Below are 19,491 nucleotides of genomic sequence, written 5' to 3'. Positions count from 1 at the left end.
AGAAATATTGAGCCGTGAAATCATTATCGTCATTTCCGAAATCGTCATATACCTCAGTTACAGGATAATTTCCAGAATTATAAGTATATGTAAACGATTCTTTTTCCACACTATCTTCACTATATCCCATTGGATTATTTAACAGCCCTGGATAACCTTCAGTATAACTAGGCAAACCGATTTCAATCTTTGCAAAACCTATAATATTTTTAAATGGGTTATTTTTAGTGTCAAAAGTTGTAACCTCTGTCGTGGTAAATTCAAACTCTCCCCCCGGTTCTCTTGTGATTACTTTCTTAAAAGGCTGATTACCGTTAAAATAAATAGTACCTGTTGCAATTGTTTCTGATCCGGAAGTTGTCACAAACGATACTGTACCATTGGCATTATAAGTTAAAACATCCTCTTCGTGAACAAATTCACCATGTCTGGTTGTACCAATCAATTTTGAATTAGCATCATATTCATAGGTAATGGTTTCATCCAAATTACCGTCTATATAATATTTTTCTTCCGTAATTAGATCTCCTGTGTAAGTATAAGTAGTTTCTTCAGTAATTGTCCCGTCAATACTCAAAGTATTTTTAACGATTTTATTACCACTATAAGTAAAAGTAATTGTTTCTACAGAACCGTCTCCATAAGTCTCAACTACTTTAGTCAATAATCCCGTACTGGAGGTGTCATCAGTAGAACTGTCACTATCACTAGAACAAGACGCAAACAAAAGTGTCAAAGCACTGAACGCATAAATAAGTTTTTTCATAGTTTTTCTTAAATATTTTTTTACAAAAAAAAAGCATTATCACGTTATAAAAAAATAAAACCCTTTATTATTTGTTATAAAAAAAACCCAAATCAATAATGATTTGGGCTCCAGTATATTATCTAAAAATATTACTTTACAAATTCAACAGCTTTTTCAAGCGCTTCTTTAATTCCTTCAACATTCTTACCGCCGGCTGTTGCGAAAAACGGTTGTCCGCCGCCGCCGCCTTGGATGTATTTTCCTAACTCACGAACTACCTGTCCGGCATTTAAACCTTTGCTTTCCACCAATTCTTTGGAAATATAGCACGTCAACATCGGTTTTCCTTCTTCGGCTGTAGCCAATAATAAGAATAAATTAGTTTCGTCATTTCCTAATTCGTAAGCCAGATCTTTGGCGCCTTCCGGATTTAAATCGACTTGCTTTGCCAAAAATTTCACTCCGTTGATTTCCTTTACTTCCGAAGCCAATTCCCCTTTCAGGTTTTTCGCTTTTTCTTTTAACAATTGCTCCAGTTGTTTTTTTAGCTTGGCATTTTCATCCTGAAGAGAAACTACCGACTTGATTACATCCTGCGGATTCTTCAAGGTTTCCTTGATTTCTCTCAGCGTATTCTCCTGAAACGCGTAGAATTGTTTTACCGCATCATTCGTAATCGCTTCAATACGACGGATTCCGGCCGCCACAGCCCCTTCACTCGTAATTTTAAATTGCCAGATGTCTGCGGTATTCTTTACGTGGATTCCTCCGCACAACTCCATACTTTGTCCGAATTTAATCGCACGTACATTGTCGCCGTATTTCTCTCCGAACAACGCCATCGCGCCTTCTTCAATTGCCTGAGCAAACGGAATGCTTCTTCTTTCGATAAGTGGCAATTGTTCTTGGATTCTCGCATTTACAAAATCTTCCACTTGTTTCAATTCTTCGTCAGTCACTTTTGCGAAATGTGAGAAGTCAAAACGCAAATAATTCGGTGCGACCAACGATCCTTTTTGCTCCACATGGGTTCCTAAAATGGAACGCAATGCCTGATGCAATAAGTGTGTTGCTGAGTGGTTGCTGGCGGTATGATTTCTTAAATCGGCATTCACTTTTGCTACGAAAGTTCCGTTTACGTTTTCCGGTAAGCTTTTCGCGAAATGCAGAATTAAGTTGTTTTCTTTTTTGGTATCAACAATTTCGATGGTTTCGTTAGCGGAAACTAAAGTTCCTTTGTCACCCACCTGTCCTCCACCTTCCGGATAGAATGGTGTGTTGTCTAAAACGATTTGGTATAATTTTCCGTCTTTTTTAGAATCTACTTTTCTGAAACGGGTAATTTTCACTTCATTCTCGGTTTGATCGTACCCTACGAAGGTTTCTACGTTTCCAGAAACTAAAACACTCCAGTCTTCGGTAGACACTTCGGAAGCGGCACGCGAACGTGTTTTTTGTTCCAACATCGCTTTATCAAAACCGGCTTCGTCCAAACTCAACCCTCTTTCTCTTAAAATCAAAGCGGTTAAATCGATTGGAAATCCGAAAGTATCGTACAATTCGAAGGCTTTTTCACCAGAAACTTCTTTACCAGATGTTTGCGCCATTACATTTTCCAACAACTGCAATCCTTGATCCAACGTTCTTAAGAACGAAGCTTCTTCTTCTTTGATTACATTGGCTACCAGATTTTTCTGAGCCACAATTTCCGGGAAGAACGCCCCCATTTGATTGCTCAACACCTCAACCAACTGATAAATAAAAGGTTCTTTGGTGTTTAGGAACGTAAATCCGTAACGAATCGCACGACGCAAAATACGACGGATTACATAACCTGCGCCACCGTTAGATGGTAGCTGACCATCCGCAATAGCGAACGCCACCGCACGTACGTGATCCACGATTACACGAATCGCAATATTAGTTTTGTTTTGCTCGTCGCTGATTTCTTTGATTTCGTTCGAAGTATATTTTGCTCCCGTAATTTGGGATACTTTTTCAATTAATGGTGTAAAGACATCAGTATCGTAATTTGACGTTACCCCTTGCATCGCCATACACAAACGTTCGAAGCCCATTCCGGTATCCACGTGTTGTGCCGGAAGTTTTTCTAACGAACCATCCGCTTTACGGTTGAATTCCATGAATACGTTGTTCCAGATTTCCACTACCTGCGGATGATCGGCATTTACTAAATCACGACCGGAAACGGCAGCTCTTTCGGCATCGGTTCTTAAATCGATGTGGATTTCCGAACACGGTCCGCACGGGCCTTGGTCGCCCATTTCCCAGAAGTTGTCTTTTTTATTTCCCAAGATGATGCGGTCTTCCGAAACGTATTGTTTCCAAATGTCGAACGCTTCCTGATCGAAAGGAACGTTTTCCGCCGGATTGCCTTCAAACACGGAAACGTACAAACGGTCTTTGTCTAATTTCAACACTTCGGTTAAGAATTCCCAAGCCCAAGCCAAGGCTTCTTTTTTGAAGTAATCACCAAACGACCAGTTCCCTAACATTTCGAACATGGTGTGGTGGTAGGTATCAAACCCTACATCTTCTAAGTCGTTGTGTTTTCCGGATACCCGAAGACATTTTTGCGTATCAGCGATTCTTGGCGATTTTGGTGTTCCGTTCCCCAGGAAAAACTCTTTGAACTGCGCCATTCCGGAATTGTTGAACATCAAAGTCGGATCGTCTTTTAAAACAATCGGTGCAGAAGGAACGATTAAGTGTCCTTTGCTTTCAAAAAAATCAAGGTAAGCCTTACGAATGTCTTGTGATTTCATTTTTTTATTTCTTTTTTGCCACGAATTACACGAATTCGCACTAATTTTCTGTTTCGATTCCAAAAATAAAATGGCAGCTTTCTTAGCCCTGATGGGAGAGGAAATCCTGGCCTTGGGAGATTGCCGTGCAAGCTCGCAAGGACAGATTGGAGCGGACAGCAGGAATACGGAAACCAAATACGCCAAATGTTTCGCTTCAAAAACCGATTAATTTGAAACATTTTTTAAATTTGTTCGTATAACCCCTACAAGCAGTTAACCAACACCATTTTACAAGCTGCAAAAATAGTATATTTTAGAACATGTCGAAGGTAAAATATGTTTACGATCCAGAAAAATTAGCCTATCGGAAAATCAAACCGAAAAAGGGGCGGAATTTCGGGTATTTTGCTTTGTTTCTGGTCGCTTCGGCCTTGTTTGGTTTTTTGTGTTTTGTGGTACTTTTGAATACCTCGTATTTTGAAACTCCGAAAGATCGCATGATGGCACGTGAAATCGACAATATGAAAATCAACTATGCGATTCTGAATAAAAAAATCGATCGCCTGAACGCCACCATGAGTGACCTGGAAGACCGCGACAACAATGTATATCGTGCGTATTTTAACAGTTCGCCGGTTGGGGAAGAAAAACGAAAAGGCGAAAAGAACGCAAACGACCAATACAAATTACTGGAAGGTTTTGACAATTCGGATTTGGTGATTAATGCGAACAAACGCTTGGATGTAATTTCGAATCAATTGGCGTTTCAATCGAAATCGTTGGATGAAATTATAAAACTGGCCAAAGGAAAAGAAAAATTACTGGCGGCGATTCCGGCGATACAACCGGTTAAAAATGAAGCATTGAAGCAAATGGCTTCGGGTTTCGGGTATCGAAGCGATCCGTTTACCAAAGTACGTAAATTTCACAAAGGCATGGATTTTACGGCCCGAACCGGAACCCCGATTTATGCCACAGGCGACGGTGTAGTGGAAAAAGCCGATGCCTCGCTTTCGGGCTACGGTAATCATATCGAAATCCGTCACGGTTATGGTTATAAAACCTTGTATGCGCATTTGAGCAAGTACAAAGCACGCCCGGGACAACGCATCAAACGCGGTGATATAATTGGTTATGTGGGCAGTACCGGACGAAGTGAAGCACCGCATCTGCATTATGAAGTATATCAGAATGGAAAAGTGGTGAATCCGCTGAATTTTTATTACGGATCGATTTCAGCCAAAGAATATGTGTTAATTTCACAAATTGCTAATCAGGAGAATCAGTCGTTAGACTAGCAGAAGAAAAGAGAGAACAGAACATAGAGAAGAGACAAAATCAAGAGTTGAAAAGATAAAAACGCATAACTCATAACTAAAAAATGCATTTAGACTTACCAGAAAAAAGATATTACAGTATTGGTGAATTGGCCAAGGCTTTTGACGTAAACGCTTCCCTCATACGTTTTTGGGACAAGGAATTCGATATCCTGAAACCCAAAAAGAACGCGAAAGGCAACAGAATGTTTACTCCCGAAGACGTTAAAAACCTGCAACTGATTTACCATTTGGTAAAAGAACGCGGTTTTACCTTAGACGGCGCAAAAGTACATTTGAAAGAAGGACAGAAAAAAACGCTGGATAAGTTCGAAATCATTCGTAAATTGGAAGGAATTAAAGTCCAACTGACCAACATTAAAAATGAATTGTAAGTAACAATTTGCACAATCAACGACTAATACAAACAAAAGAAAACAACTTTAAATTTAAAAACACATGAGAAAATTTGCACCGGTTTTAATTATTGTCGCTATTCTGGCGGTTATCGGATTTTGGTACATCGGAATCAAAAATGGCGCTATCCGCGAAAATCAGGCGGTAGGTAAAGAATGGGGTAACGTAGAAACCGCTTACCAAAGAAGAAACGATCTTATCGGAAACCTGGTAAAAACCGTAAAAGGAGCTGCTGATTTCGAAAAAGGAACCTTAACTGCAGTTATTGAAGCACGTGCTAAAGCGACTCAGGTAACCATCGACCCTTCGAATGTAACTCCGGAACAATTGGCACAATTTAATCAGGCGCAAGGCGGCGTTTCCTCAGCTTTATCAAGATTATTGGTTACTGTGGAGCAATATCCTGATTTGAAAGCCAATGCCAACTTCTTAAAATTACAGGACGAATTGGCCAGCACTGAAAATCAGATTTTAACGGCAAGGACCCGTTTTAACGAATCAGTTCAAAGCTATAACAACTATATCTTAAAAATCCCTAACAACTGGTTCTTATCCGAATACAAAGAAAAACCATTCTTCGATGCAGTAGCCGGTGCTGAAAAACCAGTAGATGTAGAGTTCAATTTCGACAACAACCAAGAGAAAAAATAATGTCGTTAACTGAAGATTTTCTAACCCCGGAAGACGAAAAAGAAATTGTTCACGCGATTTCTTTAGCCGAAAAAAACACTTCCGGAGAAATTAGAGTTCACATAGAAGCACATGCAGAAAAACCTCCGCTCGAAAGGGCCAAGGAGGTTTTTCATGCTTTAGGCATGGATGCAACGCAAGCCAAAAACGGCGTTTTATTCCATGTTGGCGTCCAGGATCATTCCTTTGCCATTATTGGAGACAAAGGTATCGACGACCTTGTGGAAGATGATTTTTGGGACTGCACGAAAGACTTAGTGATTGGTCATTTTAAAAACAAAGAATACAAAGAAGGTTTGGTAAATGGCATTTTAAAAGCCGGAGAACGTTTGAAAAAATATTTCCCTTACGAAAATGACGACACCAACGAATTATCTAACGAAATATCCAAAGGATAAATGACTAATTTCATTTTAAAAATGATAAAATTCTCTGTTGTTATAGCATTGCTGTTATTGCACCAGTTGGGATTTGCACAATACGATATTCCTGAAAAACCAAGTTTTCAAACCAGCGTTTACGATTATGCCAACTTACTGGAAGCAAATCAAAAGAAACAACTGGAAGAAAAACTGATTCGCTATTCGGATTCCACCACAACGCAAATAGTTGTGGTTATTGTGGAAAGCCTGAAAGGAGAAGATATTGCGCAATTAAGCGTCAATTGGGCCCAAAAATGGGGTGTCGGGCAAGCCAAGGAAGACAATGGTGTATTCATTTTACTTTCCAAAAACGACAGAAGGATTCATATTTCGCCTGGTTATGGAGTTGAAGACCGTCTTACGGCCGGAACAACCGGTGAACTAATCCGAAACATCATTATTCCCGAATTTAAAGCCGGAAGTTACTACAATGGTTTAGACAAAGGTGCCGATGCTATTTTTGATGTCCTTAAAGGAAAATACAAAGGCGAACGTAAAGGAAATAACGATTCTGGTGGCGGAAAAATCATTTTCTTCATCATACTGTTCATTATCATCATCGCGATTCTTTCCCGAAACAAACGTGGCGGTGGAAATAGTGGCCGCTTTTCCGGACCGGATTTGGGCGACATCATCATCCTGAGCAGCTTGGGTCGTGGAGGTTTCGGTGGCGGAAGTTCTTCCGGCGGAGGTTTCGGTGGCGGAGGCTTTGGCGGAGGTTTCGGTGGCGGAGGTTTCTCCGGTGGCGGATCTGGCGGAAGCTGGTAAATCAGTGTTCAGTTTACAGTATTAAGTTAGCAGTAAACTAACTTCTTAAATAAAAAAGAGATTGTTTTCACAATCTCTTTTTTATTTCATCTTACTTACCGTACTAAATCCTTTTAAGAATCTATTGCATTATCATTAACACAACTCGGCATCAATTCAGCGTACCTTTAATAAAACTAAAGATTATGAAAAATTATGCCATTAAGCTGGTTTGGTTCACTACGGCATTTGTCTTTATTTTTACTGGCTTATCTCAGACAAATGTGCCACTGCCACTGATAAGCACTTTGTTTATTTTGGGAAGTTTTCTTGTACCCTACATGGTTTACACGGTACTTCGCGATAAATATAAAACCAAAAAAAAGTTTAAAGACTGGTACAATGATTATCCAGTAAAAACATTAGAAAAAGACGAGACAGCCCTTAGCTGATTGAACATTGAAAACGCTATAAAAACAAAAGAAGAGATTATAAAAAACAATCTCTTCTTGATATTAGCACTAAAACATATGTCGGTTTCGGGATGGTTTTTCTTTTCCTCCGAATTTTTCAAGTTTGTAGGTTAACGAGAACATTGCATAACGCTTCAGCACCAAGTTTTCTTCATCACGAATGGTTGTTGCCGAAATGGTTCGCGTGGCACTTTGATTTTGGTTCAGCAAATCGTATACTTTCACTTTTGCCGTAAATTTCTTGTCGAAGAAACTGTACGCTAAACTGGTGTTCCACAAATAAAAATCTTTTTTAAAACCATCGGCTATATTGGAATTGTAAGTATACCCGAAGTCATTTCCGAAAACCCAGTTCTTCGGCCAGTAGTTTGTTGCCTGAATATTGAATCGGTGCAGTACATTTGTAGCACCACTGACAGAATAATTGGTGTATTTGGTATCGCTGTAGGTCATGTTATAAGAAGGCGAAATAGTTAACAATTCCCCATAATCATAACTAAACGAAGCTCTTGGAGTTAACCGAAGGGATTTGGCATCATACATTTCCCCATTGGCAAACCCTTTAGAAAGTCCCATATTGGTATTGAAACCTAAATTGAATCGGAATTTATGAGCTTCTTTCTTAATCGTTTTATTCCAATACACGCCTATCCAGCTGTTGTACGTATCCGCAACATTTACATAGCGGGTTTCACGTTTTCGGTTTTCATCGTAAAGCGTTGATGTTACAATCTGGCTATCGTAAAAAGTCCCGTTCATATACACACCGTAACCTGAACGCGAAGCATAATCATAATCGCTAAAATTCAGATACATCTGATGCGATTTATTTAAATTCAAATCCGGATTCCCAATAAACGTATTTAAAGGATTGGCCAAGTCCCGAACCGGCAAAACCTGATTCGCCGAAGGAAAATCAAATTCATAATTATAATGCATCCACAACGATTTTGATTTGGTAAAATTATAATTGAAATGCATGTTTCCGGTAGGCAACGCATATTTTTTATTCAAATCTGTTGTTACACCAAGATAAGAGGAATGATTGTCAAATTCGGAAATCGCGGTTCCTGCAGAAAAACCGAATCCAAAATTCTTTTTACTAATACGCATTCCGGCGGTTGGCTTTACAGTCTTAGTAGTGGACGTCAAATAATTCGTTAAAACGTCATTTTCATCGGAATAGGATTGGGAAATCACATCATAATCAAAAGCTTTGCGGTCTTCCGAAGTTTTGTTGTGCTCATAATTAACAGCCAAAACAACCGACAATGAATCTTTCAAAGGTTCAGAGTACCCGATATCAAACTGATAATTATCCTTAACATTCCGACTCTTTTTAATCTGATCCCGAACATCATCCGGGTCTGTTCCTTGATAAAAAACCGTTGTTGATCTGTTGGACGCAAGAATTTCATCCTTATTATTTTCATTATCAAAAGAAGCATTGATAAACCTTCCTTTTTTCTTCAGTGATTTATTGAAATAAATTGAATTTTTAAAATTGGTCCCGTCACTATCATTAAAGGTTTCCGATGTACTTTCATTCAACAAACTATTCGTTTCATCGGCAGAAGACTGAAATGACTTTTCCCGGTCTTTCCCATTTGATTTGGAAAATTTAGGCGAAACCACAAGCGAAGTAGTGGAATCGATTTTATATTCCAACTCGAAATTAACATTGTGCCCGAAACGGTCTGCCGATGATTCGGAAGCTGATGCGGTATTGAAATTTCCGGTTGGCAAAAAGTTCGTTTGATTGGTACGGCTTTTGTTTTTACTATGTTGGTCAGAGAAAAAATAACTCGAGGTAGTTTCAGTTTTTTTGGTCCATTCATCCGAATAGTTAATCCCCACCATATCCGATTGGGTTATTCCGCTTCCGGCACCAAAACGCATTCCGTTAATTCCGAAAGATCCGTTGTCGTTATAATACATCGATCGGCTGCGTCCGCCCCCCATGTTGTCGAAAATCTCGTCCATCGAAAATCCTACCGAGTTGATGTTGTTGGACGATGCCAAAACACTCAGTTTCCTTTTGTTTTTGAAATAATTAATCAGGGCACTGCCCTCATACCGGTCATCCGTACCGTAGCCGCCCATGAATTTCCCGAAAAATCCTTTATTCTTATCTTCGTCAATGGTTAAATTGATACTGGCGTTGTTAGAAGTGGCCTTTTGACCCGACAATTCCTCCTTTTTGGTTTTCGTATCGGTTACCTGAACTTTATTAATAATATCCGAAGGGAGATTTTGCAACGCAATTTTTCCGTCTTTGTCGAAAAACGGTTTTCCGTTCACTAAAATCTGATTCACTTCTTTTCCGTTCACCGTGATTTTGCCTTCCGCATCAATTTCCACGCCTGGTAATTGCTTTAAAAGTGTTTCCACATTTGCATCCGGTCGTACTTTAAACGAAGCAGCATTGAATTCTAAAGTATCTTTTTTGATACGAACCGGAGGAGCTTCTGCTTTCACCACCACTTCATTCAGCAATTTAGACTGCTCTTTTAGTGCAATAACTCCAAAATCTTTTGCCTGTAACAGCTCTTTCATGCTGGTTTTTTGGTCTTCAAAACCAACCATCGATATCTTGAGAAAAACCGGCTGGGTTGTTTTTTTTACCGCCAGGGAAAAATTTCCGTTTTTGTCGGTAATCGTATAATCCACCAATGAGGAATCTTTGGCCACCGATAAATAAACAGTAACGGATTCCATAGGAAGTTTACTGGCTTCTTCAATAATTTTTCCTTTAATATAAAAGGAATTCTGGGAAAAGGCACACACTGAAAACAGTGCAAGAACGAACGTAAAAAAGTGTTTGGACATCAATAAAAAAATTGCGGTTAAAATGATTTCTCATATTAACCGCGAATTAAAGATTTTATTATGTAAGAATTTTATTTATTTGCTAAATTTTAACAATTTATTTCTGTCTGAAGTAAATATCGATAGGCACACCGGTAAAATTATAAATCTGGCGCAATTGATTTTCAAGGAATCGTTTGTACGGATCTTTTACATATTGTGGCAGATTGGCAAAAAACACAAACTGAGGCGTTGGCGTTGGCAACTGCATACAATATTTGATTTTCACGTATTTTCCTTTCAAGGCCGGTGGTGGTGTACGCTCGATAATCGGGAGCATCGTTTCGTTGAATTTAGACGTTGAAATACGTTGTTTACGGTTTTCAAAAACTTCTACAGCGGTTTCCAAAGCTTTTAGCAAACGTTGTTTGGTTAATGCCGAAACGAATAAAATAGGCACATCGGTAAACGGCTCCAGTTCTTTGCGGATTTTCGCTTCATAATCACGGGTTGACATCGTGTCTTTTTCCACTAAATCCCACTTGTTCACTAAGATTACAATTCCTTTTCGGTTTTTTTCGGCCAACCAGAAAATACTCTGATCCTGACCTTCAAAACCACGCGTGGCATCAATCATAAGGATACAAACATCCGAATGTTCAATCGCGCGCACGGAACGCATTACCGAGTAAAATTCCAAATCCTCTTTCACCTTCGCTTTTCTTCTGATACCCGCTGTGTCGACCAAATTGAATTCGAATCCGAAACGGTTGTATCTGGTATCGATGGCATCACGGGTTGTTCCCGCAATATCAGTCACCACAAAACGATCTTCGCCAATCAACGCATTAATGAACGATGATTTTCCGGCATTGGGACGGCCTACCACACAAAAACGAGGCAATGGCTCTTCTTCTTCCACCGCATCCGGTAATTCCGGGAGTACTTCCACCAACTTATCTAAAAGTTCTCCGGTACCACTACCATTCATTCCGGCGATAGTAAAATATTCGCCCAACCCTAAATTATAAAATTCGATAGCGTCTTTTTCACGCATCGCATTATCTACTTTATTAACCGCGATAAGAATTGGTTTGGTTACTTTTCGAAGCAGTTTTGCCACTTCAGCATCCATCGGCGTGATGCCTTCTTCCACATCCACCATAAAAATGATAGCATCAGCTTCATCAATAGCCAATTCTACCTGACGACGGATTTCTGCCTCAAAAATATCATCGGAACCTTTAATGTATCCTCCCGTATCAATAACCGAAAACTCTTTTCCGTTCCATTCGCTTTTTCCGTAATTACGGTCACGGGTTACACCGCTCACCGAGTCAACGATAGCTTCTCTTCTTTGAATTAACCTGTTGAAAAAGGTTGATTTCCCCACATTAGGTCTTCCTACAATGGCTACGATATTATTCATAAATATTTTTTTGAGTCTGCAAAATTACACTTTTTTGAGCAGTTTTAGCACTTTAATGAACATCAATTCTTGGATTACTCCTAAAAAAATAAATTCAACCCGTTGATTTTATGCCAATTCCAATGAAAAAACTTGTTTGTTTTTAAAAAAAATGTAATTTAGTTTTCAACAAACCTACGCCTATGGAACCAGACAAAAGCATTTTACTCCGCCCACGATTTTACAAGGAAACATCAAAGACTACCGAAACCATACTACAGAACTACCAACAATTAAAATTGGAAGTACAGTCCGACTATTCCATTAAAATTTCCGGAAATCACATTTGGTTGTATATCAGTCCGAAAAACAGAAAGTACTTTTCGCCGCACCTCCATTTGGAATTGGAAAAATCCGAAAACGGAAACACCCTTGTACGCGGTTTGTTTGGCCCAGATCAAGCCTTATGGACCATGTTTATGTTTTTCCACTTTATGGTTGCCGGTATATTTTTGATTTTCGGCATGATTGCTTATTCCAACTGGACCTTAAAACAACCGTATCAAAATGATCTGATGATTATGGGTTTGATGGTTGTCGTATGGATATTGCTGTACCTGATTGCACGCAGCAACAGACACAACAGCGTTCCTCAGATGCACGAGCTGGAACAATTAATGGACCGTGGTTTGGATTAATTATTTCTGATTATATCCGAAACGACGCAACTGAAACGCATTGCTTCTCCAGTCTTTATTGACTTTCACAAACATTTCAATATGAATCTGCTTGCCGAAGAATTTCTCTAAATCCTGACGCGCTTCAACCCCAACTCGTTTTATCGCCGAACCTTTATGCCCGATGATAATTCCTTTTTGGGTATCGCGTTCCACCATGATAACCGATTTTATGCGGATGATATCGTCGTCTTCGATAAACTCTTCGGTTTCGATTTCCACAGCATATGGAATTTCCTTGTCGTAATGCAACAGGATTTTTTCACGGATGGTTTCATTTACAAAGAAACGCTCCGGTTTGTCGGTTAAAGCGTCTTTTGGATAATAGGCCGGTGATTCCGGAAGCAATTCTAAAATTCTGTTGAACACTTCGGTTACATTGAAGTTTTCCAAAGCTGAAATTGGGAAAAGTTCCGCATTGGGTACTTTTTCTTTCCACAAATTCACCTGTTCTTCCAACTGTTCCTGATTGGATTTGTCGATTTTATTCAACAACAGCAATACCGGAATTTTGGAATGGATGATTTTATTGAAAAAAGCTTCGTCTTTTAATTCTTTCTCCCCTACTTCTACCATATAGATCAACACATCGGCATCTTCAAATGCTGATTTTACAAAATCCATCATGGAATTTTGCAACTCATAAGCGGGTTTGATAATTCCGGGCGTATCCGAAAACAACACCTGAAAATCATCACCATTCACGATTCCAAGAATTCGGTGACGCGTAGTTTGTGCTTTGGAAGTGATAATCGACAAACGCTCTCCCACGAAGGCATTCATTAAAGTCGACTTCCCGACATTTGGGTTACCAATAATATTTACAAAACCTGCTTTATGCATCATTAGTAATTTTTAAAATTATATTTATTTAACCGAATGTCCGGTGGACATTCCCCTCTTAATATCAAATCGATGATGTTTACAAAACCTGCTTTGTGTGACATAGTAAAAATATTAGCCTACAAAGGTAGTCATAACAAGCGAATAGTAGAAATAAAAAAAGTTTTTATCGTTTTTGTTGCACGGATGAAATTTCGTTGTACCTTTGCACTCGAAACATCGCGGGATAGAGCAGTAGGCAGCTCGTCGGGCTCATAACCCGAAGGTCACAGGTTCGAGTCCTGTTCCCGCTACTAAGAATTTATTGAAATTACAACCGTACATCGCGGGATAGAGCAGTAGGCAGCTCGTCGGGCTCATAACCCGAAGGTCACAGGTTCGAGTCCTGTTCCCGCTACTAAGAAAGAGAATCATTTGGTTCTCTTTTTTTTTGAAAAAACAATAATTAGAGATTTCCTTTGATTTCAGGGCTATCTTATTGCTAATCAAAGTCATTCGTAAAAGAATTGCTTTTTTATTTACATGTCATGAACACAAAAAAAATTGCCGAGTACCGAAAGTTATTGGATGTTACCAAAACGGCTACTTTAAAAGAATTGAAAACGATTTACAGAAACAGCATGAAGGAAGACCATCCGGATACTATTGCTGATCCTGTTGAACGTTTGGCTGCCGAGGAAAGAAGTAAAGCCATTATTGAAGCCTACCACTTTTTAGTGAGCATTGCACCGGAAACTCAGGAAAAAGACAAAGACGAATACATCAAAACCACAACCACTTCGAATATTTTGGAGTTTTACATGGACAATGGTGTTTTGTACATTAGCTTTTTAGACGGCAATCAGTTTGAATATTTTGGCGTTCCGAAAAACACCTACATCAAAATGATCAATGCAGAATCGCCAAATCGTTTTGCAAAACGTCATATTTTCAATGAATTCCTATACAGAAGCGCAAGCAAGCTAGTTGCCGCTGAATAATTCTATTCGATTAAAATTCAGAACCATCAACGAAAGTTGGTGGTTTTTTTTATGTTTTTTAATTTATTTTCGATAGATACTAACAACAAAACACTAATAATACTACCTTCGGAAAAAAAATGACGATGTCGATAGAGCGCAGAGTAAAACTGGTCGAACAATTGTTTGACAAACTGGAAACCGAAATTACGGAATTCCAAACCCAAACCAAACTTGGATGCATTGCCGGCTGTGGAAAGTGCTGCAGTACTCCGGACATCGACGCTTCTCCCCTAGAATTTTTACCGTATGCGTTTCATCTTTTTGTAAACAGCAAAGCCGAACAAGTGCTGAATGAATTAAGCGCAAAAGAAACGCCTACCTGCCATTTATACAATCCGCTTTCTTTGCTGGAACCCGAAAAAGGGAGTTGCAGCAATTACCAATATCGTGGTTTAGTTTGCCGCCTTTTTGGCTTTGGCGCCAGTAGTGACAAATACGGACAACTCCGATTGGCTACCTGCAAAATCATAAAAGAAGGACAGCAAGCGAATTTTGATGCCGCTACAACAGCCATCAACAACAAACTTTATGTTCCGGTTTTCACCGATTACTACATGAATCTTTCGCAAATCGATTTTAAATTGGGTAACGTTATTGTACCCATTAAGAAAGCCATGCAACTGGCCATCGAAGAAGTTTTGCAATACTACGCCTACCGACCAATGCCAAATGGTTTCGATAATTGCGCCTAACAAAACAGCCTTTTAAAATTCCGGATACTTTTCAATATTGCATTAAAAAGCACTGCTTTTTTATTCCGTTTCTTTTTGTTAAATTTGAGAATAACCAAAAACAAACTATTTATGGAATTTAATTTTTTAGCAGTATTAGTAGCCGCTTTGGTCACACTACTTGTTGGGTTTATATGGTACCATCCTAAAGTTTTCGGAACCATTTGGATGCAAGAATCCGGAATGACCGAAGAAAAAGCAAAACAAGGAAACATGTTGAAAATCTTTGGACTGACCTTCTTCTATTCCTTTATGCTTGCCTTCATTATGCCGGCACTTACGGTACACCAAATGGGCGCCATGGGCATGATTGGCGGTCCTGAATTTATCGACAAAGCACTACCCTCCTATGCTGCTTTCATGGCCGATTATGGCACAGCCTTCCGAACATTGCATCACGGAGCATTGCACGGATTCACATCGGGTCTTTTCATAGCTTTGCCGATTACTTGCATCAATGGTTTATTTGAACAAAAATCCTGGAAATACATGCTGATCAATGCTGGCTATTGGATTGTTTCGATGACAATCATGGGCGCGGTTGTGTGCCGATGGATTTAAAAAATTAACATTTTATTATACCACAATCGCTCTACATTTGTGGAGCGATTTTTTTCTTTGTGAAACACCACTACCATTATAAAATATATTCTTCTGTTGCCGAAATTCCTGATTCCTGGGACACTTTGGCCGTATCGAATATTTTTCTCACCAAGGATTACCTGAAAGTTCTTGATGCATCCCGTCCGAAAAACATGACCTGTCATTACATCGGATTGTTTGACAACGAAGAATTAACAGGAATTGCGCTTTCCCAATTTATCGATTTAAATCAGGTAGGTTCTTTTGGAGAACGCGACAATTGCTTTAAGACTTCGGTTCGTAATTTTGTATTTCGGAACTTTACCTCGCACGTTTTGTTTATCGGCAACAACATGCTTACCGGTCAGAATGCGTTTGTTTTTGCAAAAGAGTTCGGTGCAAAACAAGGCATCTCATTGCTGCATGATGCTGCAAAAGAACTGCAACAGCGTTTTAAAAAACAAGGCAAAAAAGTGCACCTTACCACATTCAAGGATTTTTTCACTGAAGATGAATCCGTTTTAAACGCTCCGGAATTCGAATCGTTTTACCGGTTTTCGACGCAACCCAACATGATTTTCACGATTCCCAAACAATGGACTTCCGATACTGATTACATTGCGGCTTTAAACAAAAAATACCGGGACCAATACAAACGCGCCCATAAAAAACTCGACGGAATTGAAAAACGGAAAATGGGATTGTCCGAAATCGAAAGCCACAATACAACAATTCAGAATTTATATTTGAATGTTTCTAAAAACGCACCCTTCAACACATTCTTTTTAGCGGAAAACCATTTTTACGAGCTCAAAAAACAATTGGGACACAACTTCCTTTTTTATGGTTATTTTCTGAAAGAAAAACTCATTGGATTTAACACGCTGATTAAAAACGGCGACACGATTGACACCTATTTTTTAGGTTATGACGACGAACACCAACGCGAAATGATGGTATATTTAAATATGTTGTACGACATGATTAAGTATTCGATTAAAAAAGGTTTTAGGGAAATTATATTTGCCCGAACGGCTTTGGAAATTAAAAGTTCTGTGGGCGCCAAACCTTATGACATGGTGGGTTTTATGCAGCATTCCAATCCCGTTATCCATAAATTTATCGGGAAGATTTTCAAATCGCTGGAACCGGAAACAGTTTGGCAGCAGCGGAATCCTTTTAAATAGTAGTCAGTTTGCAGATTGTAGATAGCAGATAGCAGATGCCGGAAATTTAGAAAACTGAGATAAGCCGTAAAAACAAACCATCAAAAAATGCCTTTAGCAGTCTCATAGCCCCGATGGGAGCGGCATCCTTTTACGGGGGCTGAGGCTCTCGAAGACCCCGTAAAAGATTGAGCGGACAGCGGGAAAACGGCTTTATACAATTCCCAAGCCATCCGCTCCTAAACTATTTACAACGCATCGATTTCCATTTGAACGGTTTCCCAGTCCTCGAGCAATTGATCTAAGTCCTTCTTTTTCTTTTCGTAAGCGGCAAAAAACTTCGCATCCTCGACGTGTTTGTCGTAATTGGAAGCCAAGGCCTTATCATCATTTTGAATGTCTTTTTCCAATTGCTGAATCTGACTTTCAATTTTACTCAGACGGTTTTGCAATGCTTTGTTCTTTTTTTGCTCTTCATAGGAAAGCGCTTTGTTTTCCTTGGGTGCTTCTTTTTTCTCGACATCTTTCTTTTCCACCTCGCGCATGTTTTCCAGTTTGCGTTGTTCTAAGAAGAAATTGATATCGCCTAAATATTCTTTTATTTTCTGATCTTTAAATTCGTAAACGATGTTCGACATACCCTGAAGGAAATCACGGTCGTGCGACACAAGCAACAATGTCCCCTCATATTGCTGTAAAGCGGCTTTTAAGACGTTTTTAGACTTAATATCCAAGTGATTGGTTGGTTCATCCATTACCAACACGTTGATGGGCTGTAACAACAATTTACAAAGCGCCAAACGGTTGCGTTCACCTCCGGAAAGTACTTTTACTTTTTTCTCGACATCGTCGCCACGGAAAAGGAACGAACCTAACATGTCGCGCACTTTGGAGCGATTGGAGTCGGTTGCCGCTTCAACCATGGTTTCCAGCAACGTTAATTCTCCATCGAGATATTCCGCCTGGTTTTGGGCAAAATACCCCAACTGTACGTTATGACCTAATTTGATGCTTCCGCCGTATTCGAATTCGTTGACGATGGCTTTCATGAAGGTGGATTTCCCCTGTCCGTTCTGTCCTACGAAAGCGATTTTACTGCCGCGTTCCACCAACAGATTGATGTCTTTTAAAATGGTTTTGTCGCCGTAAGCTTTGGTTACGTGTTCGGCTTCTACCACTACTCGGCCTGGCGTAACGGAAACCGGAAACGAAATATTCATTACCGAATTATCATCTTCATCGACTTCAATACGTTCCACCTTGTCCAATTTCTTGATTAAGGATTGCGCCATAGACGCTTTGGACGCTTTGGCACGGAATTTTTCGATTAACTTTTCGGTTTCTTCGATTTTTTTGGCTTGATTTTTTTGGGTCGCCAATTGCTTTTCGCGGATTTCCTGACGCAGAACCAAATATTGCGAATACGGTTTGTTAAAATCGTAGGCTTTCCCTAAAGAAATTTCAATGGTTCGGTTGGTAACATTATCCAGGAACATTTTATCGTGGGAAACGATTACCACAACACCCGGGAAGTTTCTTAGAAAACCTTCCAGCCAGATGATACTTTCGATATCCAAGTGGTTCGTAGGCTCATCCAGCAACAATATATCATTGCTTTGCAGTAATAATTTTGCCAATTCGATTCGCATGCGCCATCCACCAGAGAAAGTATCGGTTTGATTGTTGAATTCTTCGCGTTTGAAACCTAATCCCAACAAGATTTTTTCGGTTTCTCCAACATAATTATAGCCACCTAAAATTTCATAATGATGCGTCACATCGCTTAATTGCTCAATCAATTCGGAATAGCTTTCACTTTCGTAATCGGTTCTTGTAGCCAACTGGTGGTTGATTTCATCGATTTTGAGTTCGGCATGTTTGATTTCTTCAAAGGCCTGATAGGCTTCTTCCAAAACGGTTCTGCCTTTAACAAAATCGATATCCTGACGCAGGAAACCAATTTTTACTTCTTTTTCCGTAGCGATGCTTCCCGAATCCGGCTGAATGTCTCTGGAAAGAATTTTAAGCATGGTTGATTTACCGGCACCATTCTTTCCGACAAGTCCTACTCTATCCCCTGCACCCAAACGAAACGTTACCTCTTCAAACAAGTACGTACCACCAAAAGAAACCGATAAATTGTGTATGTTAAGCATAAAAGTGACAAATGTTACATAGGTAAATTCTTAAATGAAGTACCTTTACATAAAAATTTATGCAAATGTTAAAAAAAGGATCCAAACTAAACAGCATTTTAACAGGAAGTTGTCCTAAATGTCAGGAAGAAAGCATGTATTTGGACAAAAATCCGTATCATTTATCGAATACCCTTAAAATGAATGACACTTGCAGTCATTGTGGAACGCGTTATAAAATTGAACCTTCTTTTTTTTATGGTGCCATGTATGTGAGTTATGGGGTGGGGATTGCTTTTGGCGTTGCCGCTTTTGTCATCAGTCATTTATTTTTAGGGACGAACCTGAAAGTATCATTTATTGCCATCATTGCCACACTGATTTTCTTCATGCCGGTAATTATGCGTTTGTCTAGAAACATCTGGATTAACATATTTGTACATTTCGATAAAGACTGGAAAAATCATAAAAAATAAAG

Annotated in this window: 19 protein-coding genes and 2 tRNA genes; 15 read left to right on the top strand and 6 right to left on the bottom strand. The window is 39.3% G+C overall.

What is annotated here, in order from left to right:
• Both FCR2A7T_RS08045 and alaS read right to left on the bottom strand, forming a co-directional pair.
• Window positions 1–766 (bottom strand): hypothetical protein (locus FCR2A7T_RS08045; RefSeq protein ID WP_035117884.1); only part of this gene is annotated, 766 nt, incomplete at its 3' end.
• Between the two features lie 131 nt (window positions 767–897).
• Complete coding sequence (gene alaS, locus FCR2A7T_RS08040; protein WP_023570779.1) at window positions 898–3,534, bottom strand: alanine--tRNA ligase; 2,637 nt, start codon at window positions 3,532–3,534, stop codon at window positions 898–900.
• 70 nt (window positions 3,535–3,604) lie between these two features.
• Between alaS and FCR2A7T_RS15205 the strand changes: the two genes are divergently transcribed.
• From FCR2A7T_RS15205 to FCR2A7T_RS08005, 7 genes are all read left to right on the top strand, one after another.
• On the top strand, window positions 3,605–3,745 hold the full coding sequence (locus FCR2A7T_RS15205; RefSeq protein WP_023570778.1) for a hypothetical protein: 141 nt from the start codon (window positions 3,605–3,607) through the stop codon (window positions 3,743–3,745).
• 91 nt (window positions 3,746–3,836) lie between these two features.
• Complete coding sequence (locus FCR2A7T_RS08030; protein ID WP_023570777.1) at window positions 3,837–4,814, top strand: M23 family metallopeptidase; 978 nt, start codon at window positions 3,837–3,839, stop codon at window positions 4,812–4,814.
• 83 nt (window positions 4,815–4,897) lie between these two features.
• Entirely contained in the window at window positions 4,898–5,227 is a 330-nt protein-coding gene (locus tag FCR2A7T_RS08025) for a MerR family transcriptional regulator (protein ID WP_023570776.1), read from the top strand.
• Between the two features lie 64 nt (window positions 5,228–5,291).
• Window positions 5,292–5,900, top strand: a complete 609-nt coding sequence (locus tag FCR2A7T_RS08020; RefSeq protein ID WP_023570775.1) for a LemA family protein — start codon at window positions 5,292–5,294, stop codon at window positions 5,898–5,900.
• Window positions 5,900–6,337 carry a TPM domain-containing protein gene (locus tag FCR2A7T_RS08015; RefSeq protein ID WP_035117880.1) on the top strand — a complete coding sequence of 146 codons (438 nt, stop codon included), beginning with the start codon at window positions 5,900–5,902 and terminating at the stop codon, window positions 6,335–6,337. The genes FCR2A7T_RS08020 and FCR2A7T_RS08015 overlap by 1 nt, the downstream gene beginning before the upstream one ends.
• Window positions 6,338–7,129, top strand: coding sequence for a TPM domain-containing protein (locus tag FCR2A7T_RS08010; protein ID WP_023570773.1), 792 nt, complete (start codon window positions 6,338–6,340; stop codon window positions 7,127–7,129).
• Between the two features lie 185 nt (window positions 7,130–7,314).
• The gene (locus tag FCR2A7T_RS08005; RefSeq protein WP_023570772.1) at window positions 7,315–7,560 is read left to right on the top strand and encodes a hypothetical protein; all 246 of its coding nucleotides are present in this window, start codon (window positions 7,315–7,317) and stop codon (window positions 7,558–7,560) included.
• Between the two features lie 69 nt (window positions 7,561–7,629).
• Here the strand turns inward: FCR2A7T_RS08005 and FCR2A7T_RS08000 are convergent, their stop codons facing one another.
• The gene (locus tag FCR2A7T_RS08000; RefSeq protein ID WP_023570771.1) at window positions 7,630–10,410 is read right to left on the bottom strand and encodes an outer membrane beta-barrel protein; all 2,781 of its coding nucleotides are present in this window, start codon (window positions 10,408–10,410) and stop codon (window positions 7,630–7,632) included.
• Between the two features lie 97 nt (window positions 10,411–10,507).
• Window positions 10,508–11,818: a ribosome biogenesis GTPase Der gene (der, locus tag FCR2A7T_RS07995; protein ID WP_023570770.1), complete on the bottom strand. Its 1,311-nt coding sequence runs from the start codon at window positions 11,816–11,818 to the stop codon at window positions 10,508–10,510.
• Between the two features lie 182 nt (window positions 11,819–12,000).
• On the opposite strand from der, the gene FCR2A7T_RS07990 reads away from it, so the two are divergent.
• A complete protein-coding gene (locus tag FCR2A7T_RS07990; RefSeq protein WP_023570769.1) occupies window positions 12,001–12,495 on the top strand; it encodes a hypothetical protein in 495 nt (164 codons plus the stop codon).
• On the opposite strand, the gene era is transcribed toward FCR2A7T_RS07990, so the two are convergent.
• Window positions 12,496–13,380 carry a GTPase Era gene (gene era / locus FCR2A7T_RS07985; RefSeq protein ID WP_023570768.1) on the bottom strand — a complete coding sequence of 295 codons (885 nt, stop codon included), beginning with the start codon at window positions 13,378–13,380 and terminating at the stop codon, window positions 12,496–12,498.
• Window positions 13,381–13,597: 217 nt separating this feature from the next.
• Between era and FCR2A7T_RS07980 the strand changes: the two genes are divergently transcribed.
• The 6 genes from FCR2A7T_RS07980 (at window position 13,598) to FCR2A7T_RS07955 (ending at window position 16,899) form a co-directional block, all read left to right on the top strand.
• A tRNA-Met gene (locus FCR2A7T_RS07980) sits at window positions 13,598–13,670 on the top strand.
• Between the two features lie 31 nt (window positions 13,671–13,701).
• Window positions 13,702–13,774, top strand: a tRNA-Met gene (locus FCR2A7T_RS07975).
• 130 nt (window positions 13,775–13,904) lie between these two features.
• Window positions 13,905–14,357, top strand: coding sequence for a KTSC domain-containing protein (locus tag FCR2A7T_RS07970; RefSeq protein ID WP_023570767.1), 453 nt, complete (start codon window positions 13,905–13,907; stop codon window positions 14,355–14,357).
• Window positions 14,358–14,476: 119 nt separating this feature from the next.
• Window positions 14,477–15,091, top strand: a complete 615-nt coding sequence (locus FCR2A7T_RS07965; protein ID WP_316928585.1) for a YkgJ family cysteine cluster protein — start codon at window positions 14,477–14,479, stop codon at window positions 15,089–15,091.
• A 111-nt stretch (window positions 15,092–15,202) separates the two neighbouring features.
• On the top strand, window positions 15,203–15,691 hold the full coding sequence (locus FCR2A7T_RS07960; protein WP_023570765.1) for a DUF1761 domain-containing protein: 489 nt from the start codon (window positions 15,203–15,205) through the stop codon (window positions 15,689–15,691).
• 59 nt (window positions 15,692–15,750) lie between these two features.
• On the top strand, window positions 15,751–16,899 hold the full coding sequence (locus FCR2A7T_RS07955; RefSeq protein WP_023570764.1) for a GNAT family N-acetyltransferase: 1,149 nt from the start codon (window positions 15,751–15,753) through the stop codon (window positions 16,897–16,899).
• A 227-nt stretch (window positions 16,900–17,126) separates the two neighbouring features.
• Here the strand turns inward: FCR2A7T_RS07955 and FCR2A7T_RS07950 are convergent, their stop codons facing one another.
• A complete protein-coding gene (locus tag FCR2A7T_RS07950) occupies window positions 17,127–19,034 on the bottom strand; it encodes an ABC-F family ATP-binding cassette domain-containing protein (RefSeq protein WP_023570763.1) in 1,908 nt (635 codons plus the stop codon).
• 65 nt (window positions 19,035–19,099) lie between these two features.
• Here FCR2A7T_RS07950 and FCR2A7T_RS07945 point away from each other — a divergent pair, with 65 nt between their 5' ends.
• Window positions 19,100–19,489: a DUF983 domain-containing protein gene (locus tag FCR2A7T_RS07945; RefSeq protein ID WP_023570762.1), complete on the top strand. Its 390-nt coding sequence runs from the start codon at window positions 19,100–19,102 to the stop codon at window positions 19,487–19,489.
• Window positions 19,490–19,491: the final 2 nt, after the last annotated feature.

This window comes from Flavobacterium cauense R2A-7 (assembly GCF_000498475.1).
GTDB lineage: Bacteria > Bacteroidota > Bacteroidia > Flavobacteriales > Flavobacteriaceae > Flavobacterium > Flavobacterium cauense.
The sequence above is the reverse complement of the archived record's forward strand: the minus strand, read 5'-3'. Positions and strand labels throughout refer to the sequence as shown.